Source organism: Streptomyces sp. NPDC005141 (assembly GCF_053599975.1).
In genome coordinates this window covers 22640-36721 of sequence record NZ_JBSFYW010000016.1, presented here as the reverse complement: position 1 = coordinate 36721, position 14082 = coordinate 22640, and the positions used below count along the sequence as shown (strand labels likewise).

The following is a 14082-nucleotide window of genomic DNA, read 5'->3' as shown; positions in this document are numbered from 1 at the left end:
CACAGCGCAGGCCCGCCGGCCATGGCCGCGGCGCACGCCAACGCCCGCGTCGGCACCCACACTTCGCGAGCTCGGTGTCGCCGGCCCGGCCGATCCCACGGATGCACGGGGCCCGACCCGGCCTCACCCGATGTCGAGCGGATCGATCCGGATCCGTACGGGCTCGCTCCCCCCACGCGCCATCCGTGCCGCCTGCGCGCCCTTCAGCGCGGCCGCCAGCGCGGCGCCGCTGCCCGGGGGCACCCGGATGAGCACCCGTTCCCCGGCCTCACCAGGGGGCGGCCCACCGGCGCGCCGAGGCCGGCCGGCCTCGGTCACCGGCAGCGGTACGGGCCCCAGAACCTCGGCGTCGCCCGGCAGTTCGGCGGCGGCGAGGAACCCGGCGAGCGCCTCCGGCGCCCCGGACACCGCCGCCATCCGGGAGACGGGCGGAAATCCCAGCTCGGCCCGCTCGGCGAGCTCACGCACCGCGTGTCCGACGGGATCCCACCGCACGAGCGCCTGGACGGGCCGCAGGGTCGGTTCGGCCACGACCACGACCGTGCCGCCCTCTCCCTGCGGACGCACCAGTGCGGCGGCGGCTATCCACCGGCGCAACGCGTCCTCACCGGCCCGCAGATCGGGCCGTCCGAGCATCGCCCAGCCGTCGAGCAGCAGCGCGGCCGCGTATCCGCCCTCGGCGACGGGTTCGGCCCCCGGCGTGCTCACCACCAGCGCGGGTGCATCGGACACCGTGTCCAGCACCTGTTCCCGCCCGGACGTGCGCACCGGTACGGCCGGGAACGCCCGCCCCAGTTCCTCGGCGGTCCGGCGGGCGCCGACGACCTGCGCCCGCAGCCGGAACCCGCCGCAGTCCTGGCAGTGCCAGGCACTCTCGTCCCGCCCGCACCACGCACAGTGCAGAGCCTGGGCGTCCTGCGCCTCCAACGGCCCCGCGCAGTGCCGGCACCGCGCGGGCGTCCGGCACTGCGCGCACGCCATCCGGGGCACATACCCCCGCCGGGGCACCTGGACCAGCACGGGCCCCTGCCGCAAACCCTCCCTGACGATCTGCCAGGCGAGCGTGGGCAGCCGAGCGGCACGGGCGGCCTCGTCGCGCGCGAGGTCGCCGTCCCCGACGGTCCGCACCAGCGGCGCGGCGCCGCGCACCTGCTCCCGGTCCGCGGCCAGCGGCAGCGCCCAGCCGCTCTCGACCAGCTGGGCCGCTTCCACGGTGCACGTCCAGCTCCCCAGCAGGAAACCGCACTTGTCGCGTGACGCACGCAGCTCCAGCACTTCCCTGACATGCGGGAAGGGAGCGTTCTCATCGCTGTGTCCGGCGTCGCCGTCGTCCCAGACCACGACAAGTCCCAGATTCCGTACGGGCGCGAACATGGCGGCCCGCGTGCCGACCACGGCCCGCACGGCCCCGCGCCGTACGGCGAGCCACTCGCGGTAGCGCCGCTCCGGTCCGGCGTCGGCGGTCAGCACGGCGTGCTGCCCCTCCCCCAGCAGGGCCTTGAGGGCGCTGTCCACACGGGCGGCGGGCCGCCCGGCCGGCACGACGACGAGCGCGCCGCGCCCGGAGGCGAGCGTCGCCTGCACGGCCCGGGCGATCTCCTCTGCCCACTCCGGACCGGGCAGCGCGGTCCACACCGCGCGCGGGGCCCCGCCGGAGGCGAGCGAGGCGAGGAAGTCCGCTCCCCTGCCGTACCTCCGCCAGGTCCCGGGGTCGGGTGCGGTGGGCGGCGGCGGGGGCGCCGGCGACTCCCGCGCCTCGGCGCGGGCGTGCCGGGGCGGAACGGCCAGTTGCAGCACGTCGGCGAGCGATCCCGCGTACCGGTCGGCGACGGCGCGGGCGAGTCCCAGCAGTTCGGGCCCGAGGACGGGCTCGGGCGAGACGACCTGCGCGAGGGCGGCCAGCGGCCCGGAGTAGTCGGACTCGGCGACCCGCTCGACGAGGTAGCCGTCGATCAGACCGCCGCCCTCGCGCCGCCCCTCGCGCACCTGGCGTCCCCCGGCGCCGAATCGCACCCGCACGCGCACACCCGGCTGCGCGGCCTCGTCCAGGTCCTCGGGCACGGCGTAGTCGAAGTAGCGGTCGAGGTGCAGCACCCCTTTGTCGACGAGCACCCGCGCGACGGGCAGCTCCTTGGCGAGCGCGGCCCCTCGCCACGTCCGTGGCTTCGCCTTCGGCGCCTTGGCCTGGCGCACGGCCTCCCGGATCAGCGCAAGCTGCTCGGGCGGCGCACCGTCCGCGCCGCCCGCGCCGTCTGCGCCGTCCGCGCCATCTGCGCTCCGCCCGTTCGCGCTGCTCACAGCAGTATTCCTACCAGACAGCACTGACAGCGCCGCGCGCCCGAGATCAGGCCGGCCGCGGATCGTGAACGCCCTGCGGGCGCATCTGCCATGGGCCACTCGGCCATACCGGTCCAGGACCGGCAGCGGGATTCGAACCCGCGAGGGGACATCCCCCGGAAGTACCCGCGGCCATCGCACCGGGCAGGGCGGTGCCGGTTCTCCCGAGATCAGTAGCGGCAGCGGAACGTGTTCCAGATTCACCGCACGCCATGGGCGTGCTCCACCGAAGTAACCGCGGCCATCGCACCGGGAGATCACCAGCGTACGAATTCCGGCCCGCCCGGACCACCGGTTTCCGCACGACGGCCGTGAGGCCCGGCACCCTGGGGGTGCCGGGCCTCACGGCCGTGACGAGGAGAACGGGGGAACTACAGGCCGGCGGCCTTGCGCAGCGCGTCCACCCGGTCCGTCCGCTCCCACGTGAAGTCGGGCAGCTCGCGGCCGAAGTGGCCGTAAGCGGCGGTCTGGGAGTAGATCGGGCGGAGCAGGTCGAGGTCGCGGATGATGGCCGCCGGGCGGAGGTCGAAGACCTCGGTGATGGCGGTCTCGATCTTCTCCGCGTCGACCTTGGCGGTGCCGAAGGTCTCGACGAACAGACCGACCGGCTCGGCCTTGCCGATGGCGTAGGCGACCTGGACCTCGCAGCGCGAGGCGAGGCCCGCGGCGACGACGTTCTTCGCGACCCAGCGCATGGCGTACGCGGCGGAGCGGTCGACCTTGGACGGGTCCTTGCCGGAGAAGGCGCCGCCGCCGTGGCGGGCCATGCCGCCGTACGTGTCGATGATGATCTTGCGGCCGGTGAGGCCGGCGTCGCCCATCGGGCCGCCGATCTCGAAGCGGCCGGTCGGGTTCACCAGCAGGCGGTAGCCCTCGGTCTCCAGCTTGATGCCGTCGTCGAGGAGGGCCTTCAGCTCCGGCTCCACGACGAACTCGCGGATGTCGGGAGCGAGCAGGGAGTCCAGATCGATGTCGGACGCGTGCTGCGAGGAGACGACCACGGTGTCCAGACGGACCGCCTTGTCGCCGTCGTACTCGATGGTGACCTGGGTCTTGCCGTCGGGGCGCAGGTACGGGATGGTCCCGTTCTTGCGGACCTCGGACAGCCGGCGCGAGAGCTTGTGCGCGAGGTGGATCGGGAGCGGCATCAGGTTCGGGGTCTCGTCGGTCGCGTACCCGAACATCAGACCCTGGTCGCCGGCGCCCTGCTTGTCCAGCTCGTCCTCGTCGCCCTCGACGCGCGACTCGTACGCCGTGTCGACGCCCTGCGCGATGTCCGGGGACTGGGAACCGATCGACACCGACACGCCACAGGACGCTCCGTCGAAGCCCTTCTTCGACGAGTCGTAGCCGATCTCCAGGATCTTGTCGCGGACGAGCTGGGCGATCGGCGCGTACGCCTTGGTCGTGACCTCTCCGGCCACATGCACCAGGCCGGTCGTGATGAGCGTCTCCACGGCGACCCGGGATGTCGGGTCCTCGCGCAGGAGCGCATCGAGAATGGTGTCGCTGATCTGGTCAGCGATCTTGTCGGGGTGACCCTCGGTCACGGACTCCGAGGTGAACAGGCGACGGGACACAACGCTCCCTGTGGTTGCAGCGGCTGCTGGCTGATCATTGGTGGACGGGACGGGGGCTGCGCCCGGCGTCGTCCGAGAACAGTTTATCGGTCGCACTCCGCCGCGGGACCCCTGTCTCGCCTCTCGGAAGGCCTGTGACCTGCGGCACGGGCATTCTGCGTCATTGCCGTCGCTCTCCGCCAGGGTCGCCACGCCCGATTTTGATCGCTTTGCGGTGACTGGTGGGATGGATGAGATTTCACACCAGTCGGCGTGTCACGAGGTCCCACACCGTCTCGGCCAGTGCTTCCTTGGGTCCGTGGGGCACCGGGGTCTCGCTGCCGTCGGCCCCGAGCACCACCGCCTCGTTCTCCTCGGATCCGAAGGTCTTGCGCTCCCCCACCTCGTTCACCACCAGGAGATCGCAGCCCTTGCGCTCCAGTTTCGTCCGTCCGTTGGCGAGGACGTCGTCCGTCTCGGCGGCGAATCCGACGACCACCTGGCCGGGGCGCGGACGGTCGGCGGAGATCTCCGCGAGGATGTCCGGATTACGGACCAGGACGATCGGCTCCGGCTCCTTGCCGTCCTTCTTCTTGATCTTGCCCGACGCGTACGACTCCGGGCGGAAGTCCGCCACCGCGGCCGCCATCACGACCGCGTCGGCGTCCGGGGCCGCCTTCAGTACGGCCTCCCGCATCTGCACGGCGGTGCCGACCTGGACCACGTCGACCCCGGCCGGGTCCGCGAGGCCCGTGTTCGCCGCGATCAGCGTGACCCGGGCGCCGCGCGCGGCGGCCGTGCGTGCGAGCGCGTACCCCTGCTTGCCGGAGGAGCGGTTGCCGAGGAAGCGGACGGGGTCGAGGGGCTCACGGGTACCGCCCGCGCTGACGACGACATGGCGGCCGGCGAGATCGGGCTCGGCGGCACCCCGGGCGAGGACGCGGCGGCAGACCTCGAAGATCTCCCCCGGGTCGGGCAGCCGCCCCTTGCCGGTGTCGACGCCCGTGAGGCGTCCCACGGCGGGCTCGACGACCACGGCACCGCGCCGCCGCAGGGTCGCCACGTTCTCCTGGGTCGCCGGGTGCTCCCACATCTCGGTGTGCATGGCGGGCGCGAAGACGACCGGGCAGCGGGCGGTGAGCAGCGTGTTGGTGAGGAGGTCGTCGGCCAGTCCGTGGGCCGCCTTGGCCAGCAGGTCGGCCGTCGCGGGTGCCACCACCACGAGGTCGGCGTGCTGCCCGATGCGGACGTGCGGGACCTCGTGGACGTCCGCCCAGACCTCGGTGGAGACGGGGTGGCCCGACAGCGCCGACCAGGTGGCGGCTCCGACGAAGTGCAGCGCGGACGCGGTGGGCACGACGCGCACGTCGTGGCCCGACTCCGTCAGTCGTCGCAGCAGCTCACAGGCCTTGTACGCGGCGATGCCACCGCTGACGCCCAGAACGACCTTCGGCTTGTCCACCGTCTCTCCCCGAGCTCGGAAACGTACGACTCCATGACACACCACAGGCCCGGCAGTCGCGCCGCCGGGCCTGGGATGAGCAAATGAACGACTACTGAGCGGGGCCTTCGACGGCCTCGGACGTCAGCAGACCCGCGTTGATCTCGCGCAGGGCGATCGACAGCGGCTTCTCGTGGACGTGGGTGTCGACGAGCGGACCGACGTACTCGAGGAGGCCCTCGCCGAGCTGCGAGTAGTACGCGTTGATCTGGCGGGCACGCTTGGCCGCGTAGATCACCAGGCTGTACTTCGAGTCGGTGGCCTCGAGGAGCTCGTCGATCGGAGGGTTGATGATGCCCTCGGGAGCAGTGATGGAAGAGGACACGCTCTGCCTTCCGAAAGGTGGAAAATTGACCTTAAAGATCAAACAACTTCCACCAAGGCTAGCAGCTCGCGCGCCACGTCCTCGACGGAGGTGTTGACCAGGGTGACATCGAACTCCGGCTCGGCCGCGAGTTCGATCTTGGCGGCCTCGAGGCGGCGCTCGATCACCTCCGGCGGTTCGGTGCCCCGCCCGGTGAGCCTGCGCACCAGCTCCTCCCAGGAAGGCGAAGCCAGGAACACGAGCAGCGCCTCGGGCATGGACTCGCGGACCTGCCGGGCACCCTGGAGATCGATCTCCAGGAGGAGCGGCACACCCGATTCCAGGTGCTCCAGGACGGCGGCCCGCGGAGTCCCGTAGCGGTTGCCGGCGAATTCGGCCCACTCCAGAAGCTCGCCGTTGGCGATCAGCTTGTCCATCTCGTCGTCGGAGACGAAGAAGTAGTGGACTCCGTGCTTCTCACCGGGGCGCGGCTTGCGGGTCGTCGCCGACACCGAGAGCCAGACCTCGGGGTGTTCCTTGCGCATATGAGCGACGACCGTGCTCTTGCCGACCCCTGAGGGGCCGGAGAGCACGGTCAGCCGCGGACGTTCACTCATGCAGCGATTATTCCAGCAATCCTGGGGTGCCCAGGACTCAGGCGCCGGAACCGCCGAACTCGCGCTCCAAAGAGGCGATCTGATTCGAGCCGAGACCGCGCACGCGGCGGCTCTCGGAGATCCCGAGTCGCTCCATGAGCTGCTTGGCGCGGACCTTGCCCACGCCCGGCAGGGACTCCAGGAGAGCGGAGACCTTCATCTTGCCGATGACGTCGTTCTCCTGACCCTGCTTGATGACCTCGTGGAGGGAGGCGCCGGAGTGCTTGAGTCGATTCTTGACCTCGGCCCGCTCCCGGCGAGCCGCGGCGGCCTTTTCGAGCGCGGCTGCGCGCTGTTCAGGGGTAAGGGGCGGAAGAGCCACGCCTACGTCACCTCGGATGTCGAACTGTCGGATACGGACCGGTGAGGAACCTAATCGCCCCACACCTGGGTGGCCACGAGCAACACGCTTGCCCGTTCCCCTCCACCGCCTTGAAGGCGCGGGAGGTGCCACCACTCGACGGAGACTAGCGGGCAAGTGCGCCGGAGTCAGCGAGAACAGCGGAAAAGTCCTGGTCAGCCTCCCTGGATCCCGACATTTCCGACATACCTCCCCGGATTTGAGAATGTATTCAGACTCGGGGCGCCCGCAAGGCGCTCACCGGAGGGCTGTCGAACGGCTGTCGGAGGGCTCAGGCGGCCGCCACGGCCGCCCTGATCTCCTCCGCGAACCCCTCCGCCGACTCGCGCAGCGCCACGATGTCGGGGCCGTGACGCAGAACACCCCGGCTCACGTTCGGGACGACGTTGCGCACGGCGGACCCGAAGACACCCGCCAGGTCGGCCGCCGTCGCTCCCTGGGCGCCGATTCCGGGCGCGAGGAGCGGACCGTTGATCTCCAGGTCGTACGAGGAGAGATCGCCCAGCGTGGCGCCGATCACCGCTCCGAAGGAGCCGAGCGGCGTCTCGTCCGCGTTCTCGGCGGCCAGGTGCGCGAGCATCGTCGCTCCGACGCTGCGTCCGTCCGCCCGTACGGCGTGCTGCACCTCGCCGCCCTCCGGGTTGGAGGTGAGCGCGAGGACGAAGAGCCCGGCCCCGCTCTCGCGCGCCAGCTCGACCGCGGGCTTCAGCGAGCCGTAGCCCAGGTACGGCGACACGGTCAGCGCGTCCGAGAAGAGCGGCGCGTCCTTGCGCAGGAAGGTCTCGGCGTACGCGGCCATGGTCGAGCCGATGTCGCCGCGCTTGGCGTCCATCACGACCAGCGCCCCGGCCGCCCGCGCCTCCTCGACCGACTTCTCCAGGACGGCGATCCCGCGCGAACCGAACCGCTCGAAGAAGGCGCTCTGCGGCTTCAGGACGGCGACCCGGCCGGCGAGCGCCTCGACGACCGTGCGGCTGAAGCGCTCCAGACCGGCGATGTCGTCACCGAGCCCCCAGTCGGCGAGCAGGGACGCGTGCGGGTCGATGCCGACGCACAGGGGGCCCCGCTCGTCCATGGCACGGCGAAGGCGGGCGCCGAAGGGTTCCAGGCTCATACGGACTTCCTCACGTCGGCGCCGACCGCGTCGGCGAGGGTGGCGTACGGGCTCGTCCGCAGGCGGGCGGCGAGCCCCTTGTGGATGGCGCGGCCCCAGAAGGGCCCCTCGTAGATGAAGGCGCTGTAGCCCTGGACCAGCGTGGCGCCGGCCAGGATGCGCTGCCAGGCGTCCTCGGCGTTCTCGACGCCGCCGACGCCCACCAGGGTGATGCGGTCGCCCACGCGCGCGTAGAGGCGGCGCAGCACCGCCAGGGAGCGCGCATTGAGCGGCGCGCCCGAGAGTCCCCCGGTCTCCTTCACCAGCGAGGGTTCGGATGTCAGACCGAGTCCTTCGCGCGCGATGGTCGTGTTGGTGGCGATGATCCCGTCCAGGCCGAGTTCGACGGCGAGGTCGGCGACCGCGTCGACGTCCTCGTCGGCGAGGTCGGGCGCGATCTTGACCAGGAGCGGGACGCGCCGGCCGGTGACGGCGCGGTCGGCGGCCTCGCGGACGGCGCTGAGCAGCGGGCGCAGCGCCTCGGTGGCCTGGAGGTTGCGCAGTCCGGGCGTGTTCGGGGACGACACGTTCACGACGAGGTAGTCGGCGTGCCGGGCGAGGCGCTCGGTCGACTTCACGTAGTCGCCGACGGCCTCCGCCTCGGGGACGACCTTGGTCTTGCCGATGTTGACGCCCACGACGGTCCGGAAGACGGGCGTACGGGCCGCCAGGCGCTCGGAGACGGCCGCGGAGCCCTCGTTGTTGAATCCCATGCGGTTGATCAGCGCGCGGTCCGACACGAGGCGGAACAGCCGCTTCTTGGGGTTGCCGGGCTGCGGCTCCCCGGTGACCGTGCCGATCTCGATGTGGTCGAAGCCGAGCATCGCCATCCCGTCGATGGCGACGGCGTTCTTGTCGAAGCCCGCGGCGAGTCCGAAGGGGCCGTGCATGCGCAGTCCGAACGCCTCGGTGCGCAGCTCCTTGAAGCGCGGCGCGAGCGCGGCGGCGACGAAGGTGCGCAGGACGGGGACGCGCGCGGCGAGCCGGATCCAGCGGAAGGCCAGATGGTGGGCCTGCTCCGGGTCCATCCGCTTGAAGACGAGGTTGAAGAAGAGCTTGTACATGATCATGTCCTCGAAAGAGCCCGGTGGGGCCTCATCAGGGGGCGGGGGCCTCATGAAGAGGGGGACACCGGAGCTCCGGTGTCCCCCTCAGGGCCGCTAGTCGCGCGAGGCGATCAGATGCTCGGCGTGTTCCTGGAGCGAACGCACGCCCACGTCGCCGTGGTTCAGCGCGTCGATGCCCTGGACGGCGGCGGCGAGCGCCTGCACCGTCGTCAGGCACGGGACCGACCGGGCCACGGCCGCCGTACGGATCTCGTAGCCGTCGAGACGGCCGCCGGTGCCGTACGGCGTGTTGACGATGAGGTCGACCCCGCCGTCGTGGATGAGCTGGACGATGGTCTTCTCGCCGTTCGGGCCCTCGCCCTCGCTCTGCTTGCGCACGACCGTGGCGTTGATGCCGTTGCGCTTGAGCACCTCGGCCGTGCCGGAGGTGGCGAGCAGCTCGAAGCCGTGGGCGACGAGTTCCCGCGCCGGGAAGATCATCGAGCGCTTGTCGCGGTTGGCGACGGAGATGAAGGCGCGGCCCTTGGTGGGCAGCGGGCCGTAGGCGCCCGCCTGCGACTTGGCGTAGGCCGTGCCGAACACCGAGTCGATGCCCATGACCTCGCCGGTGGAGCGCATCTCCGGGCCGAGCACCGTGTCGACACCGCGTCCGTGGATGTCGCGGAAGCGCGACCACGGCATGACGGCCTCCTTGACGGAGATCGGCGCGTCGAGCGGCAGGGTGCCGCCGTCGCCGTTCGCCGGGAGCAGGCCCTCGGCGCGCAGCTCGGCGACGGTCGCGCCCAGCGAGATGCGGGCGGCGGCCTTCGCGAGCGGCACCGCGGTCGCCTTCGAGGTGAAGGGGACGGTGCGCGAGGCCCGCGGGTTGGCCTCCAGGACGTAGAGGATGTCGCCGGCCATCGCGAACTGGATGTTGATCAGGCCGCGGACGCCGACGCCCTTGGCGATGGCCTCCGTCGAGGCGCGCAGCCGCTTGATGTCGAACCCGCCGAGGGTGATCGGCGGCAGCGCGCACGCCGAGTCGCCGGAGTGGATGCCGGCCTCCTCGATGTGCTCCATCACGCCGCCGAGGTAGAGCTCCTCGCCGTCGTACAGCGCGTCGACGTCGATCTCGATCGCGTCGTCGAGGAACCGGTCGACGAGCACCGGCCGGGAGGGGCTGATCTCGGTCGACTCGGCGATGTACGAGGACAGCCGCGTCTCGTCGTACACGATCTCCATGCCACGCCCGCCGAGGACGTACGAGGGCCGGACGAGGACGGGGTAGCCGATCTCGTCGGCGATGGCCTTGGCCTCGGCGAAGGTGGTGGCGGTGCCGTGCTTGGGGGCCGGCAGGCCCGCCTCCTCGAGGACCCGCCCGAAGGCGCCGCGGTCCTCGGCGGCGTGGATCGCCTCGGGCGAGGTGCCCACGATCGGCACGCCGTTGTCCTTGAGCGCCTGCGACAGGCCGAGCGGGGTCTGGCCGCCGAGCTGAACGATCACACCGGCGATCGGACCGGCCAGCGACTCCGCGTGCACGATCTCCAGCACGTCTTCGAGCGTGAGCGGCTCGAAGTACAGGCGGTCGGAGGTGTCGTAGTCCGTGGAGACGGTCTCGGGGTTGCAGTTGACCATCACGGTCTCGTAGCCCGCGTCGCTGAGCGCGAATGAGGCGTGGACGCAGGAGTAGTCGAACTCGATGCCCTGGCCGATGCGGTTCGGGCCGGAGCCCAGGATGATGACGGCGGGCTTCTCGCGCCGGGCGACCTCGGTCTCCTCGTCGTAGGAGGAGTAGAAGTACGGCGTCTTCGCCGCGAACTCGGCGGCGCAGGTGTCGACCGTCTTGTAGACCGGGCGCACGCCGAGCGCGTGCCGCACCTCGCGCACGACATCCTCGCGCAGTCCGCGGATCTCGGCGATCTGCGCGTCGGAGAAGCCGTGGCGCTTGGCCTCGGCGAGCAGCTCGGGGCCGAGCTTGTCGGCGGCGGCCAGCTCCTCCGCGATCTCCTTGATCAGGAACAGCTGGTCGACGAACCACGGGTCGATCTTCGTGAACTCGAAGACCTCCTCAGGCGTGGCGCCCGCGCGGATGGCCTGCATGACGGTGTTGATGCGGCCGTCGGTGGGCCGGACGGCCTCGCGCAGCAGCTCGGCCTTGTCGCCGGGCTCGCCGACGAAGGTGAACTGGCTGCCCTTCTTCTCCAGCGAGCGCAGCGCCTTCTGCAGCGCCTCGGTGAAGTTGCGGCCGATCGCCATGGCCTCGCCGACCGACTTCATGGTGGTCGTCAGGGTGGAGTCGGCGGACGGGAACTTCTCGAAGGCGAAGCGCGGGGCCTTCACGACGACGTAGTCGAGAGTCGGCTCGAAGGACGCCGGGGTCTTCTCGGTGATGTCGTTCGGGATCTCGTCGAGGGTGTAGCCGACGGCGAGCTTGGCGGCGATCTTGGCGATCGGGAAGCCGGTGGCCTTCGACGCGAGCGCGGAGGAGCGCGACACCCGCGGGTTCATCTCGATGACGATGATGCGGCCGTCGACGGGGTTGACCGCGAACTGGATGTTGCAGCCGCCGGTGTCGACGCCGACCTCGCGGATGATCGCGATGCCGATGTCGCGCAGCCGCTGGTACTCGCGGTCGGTCAGCGTCATCGCCGGGGCGACGGTGATGGAGTCGCCGGTGTGGACGCCCATCGGGTCGAAGTTCTCGATGGAGCAGACGACCACGACGTTGTCGTTCTTGTCGCGCATCAGCTCCAGCTCGTACTCCTTCCAGCCGAGGATGGACTCCTCCAGGAGCACCTCGGTGGTTGGGGAGAGCGTGAGGCCCTGACCGGCGATCCGGCGCAGCTCCTCCTCGTCGTGGGCGAAGCCGGAGCCGGCGCCGCCCATGGTGAAGGAGGGGCGGACGACGACGGGGTAGCCGCCGAGCGTGTCGACGCCCTTGATGACGTCGTCCATGGTGTGGCAGATGACGGACAGGGCGGATTCGCCGTGGCCGATCTTCTCGCGCACGGCCTCGACGACGCCCTTGAAGAGGTCGCGGTCCTCGCCCTTGTTGATCGCCTCGATGTTGGCGCCGATCAGCTCGACGCCGTACTTCGCGAGCACTCCCTGCTCGTGCATGGAGATCGCGGTGTTGAGGGCCGTCTGGCCGCCGAGCGTCGGCAGCAGGACGTCCGGGCGCTCCTTGGCGATGATCTTCTCGACGAACTCGGGGGTGATCGGCTCGACGTACGTGGCGTCGGCGATCTCCGGGTCGGTCATGATCGTCGCCGGGTTGGAGTTCACCAGGATGACCCGCAGGCCCTCGGCTCGCAGGACGCGGCACGCCTGGGTGCCGGAGTAGTCGAACTCGGCGGCCTGGCCGATGACGATCGGGCCGGAGCCGATGACCAGGACGGACTGGATATCGGTGCGCTTAGGCACGCTGGCCCTCCATCAGAACTGTTTCCATCAAAGACGTGAAGCGGTCGAACAGGTAGGCGGCGTCGTGCGGACCGGCTGCCGCTTCGGGGTGGTACTGGACACTGAAGGCCGGCTGGTCGAGCAGCTGGAGGCCCTCCACCACGTTGTCGTTGAGGCAGACGTGGGAGACCTCGGCGCGGCCGTAGGGGGTCTCGGAGACCTTGTCGAGCGGAGCGTCGACGGCGAAGCCGTGGTTGTGCGCGGTGACCTCGACCTTGCCGGTCGTACGGTCCTGCACGGGCTGGTTGATGCCGCGGTGGCCGTACTTCAGCTTGTACGTGCCGAAGCCGAGGGCCCGGCCGAGGATCTGGTTGCCGAAGCAGATGCCGAACAGCGGCGTCCTGCGCGCGAGCACTTCCTGCATGACGGCGACCGGGCCGTCGGCCGTGGCCGGGTCACCCGGGCCGTTGGAGAAGAACACGCCGTCGGGGTTCACGGCGTAGACGTCCTCGGCGGTGGCCGTCGCGGGCAGCACGTGCACCTCGATGCCGCGTTCGGCCATCCGGTGCGGGGTCATGCCCTTGATGCCCAGGTCGACGGCGGCGACGGTGAACTTCGCCTTGCCGATCGGGACGGCTTCGCCGTCGGGGCCGATCGCGGGAACGACGTACGTCTCCTTGGTGGCGACCTCGGCGGCGAGGTTCGCGCCCTTCATCTCGGGCGCCTGCCGCACCTCGGCGAGCATGGTGCCCGCGTCGGGCAGCGCGTTGCCGGAGAAGATGCCGACGCGCATGGCGCCGCGCTCCCGCAGGTGGCGGGTGAGGGCGCGCGTGTCGATACCGCTGATGCCGACGACACCCTGGCTGCGCAGTTCCTCGTCCAGCGAGCGCCGGGAGCGCCAGTTGGAGGGCACGCGCGCGGGGTCGCGGACGACGTATCCGGCGACCCAGATCCGCTTCGACTCGGGGTCCTCGTCGTTGACGCCGGTGTTGCCGACGTGCGGGGCGGTCATCACGACGACCTGGCGGTGATACGACGGGTCGGTGAGGGTCTCCTGGTATCCGGTCATGCCGGTGGAGAACACCGCTTCGCCGAAGGTCTCCCCCACGGCCCCGTAGGCGCGGCCGCGGAAGACCCGGCCGTCCTCCAGGACGAGTACGGCGGGAAGCGCCTTCTCCCTCTGCGAGGCGTTCCCCTGAGTGGAGGTCGTCATCGTGCGCCTTCCGTTTCCGTCTTGTTGATCATGTCGTTCAGGGTGTCGACCCATTCGTTGTGCTCGGCCGCGCGGTCCGAGCGGAAGCCGGAGTCGAGAAGCCTGTCGCCGTGCGCCCAGGTGACGACGAGGAGTCCGCCCTCGGTGAGGACCTTGCCCGCGATGCCCTTGTCGAGCCGGGCCTCGCGCAGCTGCGAGGCCGGGACGAAGAAGTCGTTCGCGCCGGGGCGTACGACGTCCAGTCCCGCGTCCGTCAGGGTGAGCTCGGCCCGGCTGCGGGTGCCCAGGCCGTGCGCCACGATGCGGTCGAGCCACTGTCCGGCGGTGGTGGAGCCGTGGTAGCGGCCGCTCATGCTCAGTGTCGCCGGGCCGGGGTCTTCCGGCGCGACGGGGAGCTCGGGCAGGTCGCCCTGGAGGGTGCCGCGCCATTTCCAGCCCTCGCGCATCAGCCAGTAGACGAGCGCGATGAAGAGGGCGAGGCCGACGAGCCAGCCGATCCGGGCGGCCCAGTCGGTCACTTCCGCCGACTTCTGTTCGGCGGCCATGGAGA

At 70.9% G+C, this 14082-nt stretch carries 11 protein-coding genes; all 11 read right to left on the bottom strand.

The features are described from left to right. Window positions 1–123 precede the first annotated feature (123 nt). Complete coding sequence (locus ACWD68_RS15240) at window positions 124–2298, bottom strand: primosomal protein N' (RefSeq protein ID WP_451806887.1); 2175 nt, start codon at window positions 2296–2298, stop codon at window positions 124–126. Between the two features lie 410 nt (window positions 2299–2708). Continuing rightward, a complete protein-coding gene (gene metK / locus ACWD68_RS15235) occupies window positions 2709–3917 on the bottom strand; it encodes a methionine adenosyltransferase (protein WP_451806886.1) in 1209 nt (402 codons plus the stop codon). Window positions 3918–4155: 238 nt separating this feature from the next. Beyond that, window positions 4156–5358: a bifunctional phosphopantothenoylcysteine decarboxylase/phosphopantothenate--cysteine ligase CoaBC gene (gene coaBC / locus ACWD68_RS15230; RefSeq protein ID WP_451806885.1), complete on the bottom strand. Its 1203-nt coding sequence runs from the start codon at window positions 5356–5358 to the stop codon at window positions 4156–4158. 91 nt (window positions 5359–5449) lie between these two features. Continuing rightward, window positions 5450–5722: a DNA-directed RNA polymerase subunit omega gene (gene rpoZ / locus ACWD68_RS15225; RefSeq protein ID WP_003982715.1), complete on the bottom strand. Its 273-nt coding sequence runs from the start codon at window positions 5720–5722 to the stop codon at window positions 5450–5452. A gap of 38 nt (window positions 5723–5760) precedes the next feature. After that, a complete protein-coding gene (gene gmk / locus ACWD68_RS15220; RefSeq protein ID WP_451806884.1) occupies window positions 5761–6318 on the bottom strand; it encodes a guanylate kinase in 558 nt (185 codons plus the stop codon). Between the two features lie 37 nt (window positions 6319–6355). Continuing rightward, the gene (locus ACWD68_RS15215; RefSeq protein ID WP_330329439.1) at window positions 6356–6679 is read right to left on the bottom strand and encodes an integration host factor; all 324 of its coding nucleotides are present in this window, start codon (window positions 6677–6679) and stop codon (window positions 6356–6358) included. Window positions 6680–6989: 310 nt separating this feature from the next. Then, complete coding sequence (gene pyrF, locus ACWD68_RS15210; RefSeq protein ID WP_451806883.1) at window positions 6990–7832, bottom strand: orotidine-5'-phosphate decarboxylase; 843 nt, start codon at window positions 7830–7832, stop codon at window positions 6990–6992. Beyond that, a complete protein-coding gene (locus ACWD68_RS15205; RefSeq protein WP_451806882.1) occupies window positions 7829–8935 on the bottom strand; it encodes a quinone-dependent dihydroorotate dehydrogenase in 1107 nt (368 codons plus the stop codon). The genes pyrF and ACWD68_RS15205 overlap by 4 nt, the downstream gene beginning before the upstream one ends. Before the next feature lie 96 nt (window positions 8936–9031). After that, window positions 9032–12340, bottom strand: coding sequence for a carbamoyl-phosphate synthase large subunit (gene carB, locus ACWD68_RS15200; protein ID WP_451806881.1), 3309 nt, complete (start codon window positions 12338–12340; stop codon window positions 9032–9034). Then, on the bottom strand, window positions 12333–13532 hold the full coding sequence (gene carA, locus ACWD68_RS15195) for a glutamine-hydrolyzing carbamoyl-phosphate synthase small subunit (RefSeq protein ID WP_451806880.1): 1200 nt from the start codon (window positions 13530–13532) through the stop codon (window positions 12333–12335). The genes carB and carA overlap by 8 nt, the downstream gene beginning before the upstream one ends. Then, window positions 13529–14077: a PH-like domain-containing protein gene (locus ACWD68_RS15190; RefSeq protein ID WP_451806974.1), complete on the bottom strand. Its 549-nt coding sequence runs from the start codon at window positions 14075–14077 to the stop codon at window positions 13529–13531. Before ACWD68_RS15190 ends, carA begins: the two co-directional genes overlap by 4 nt. Window positions 14078–14082 lie beyond the last annotated feature (5 nt).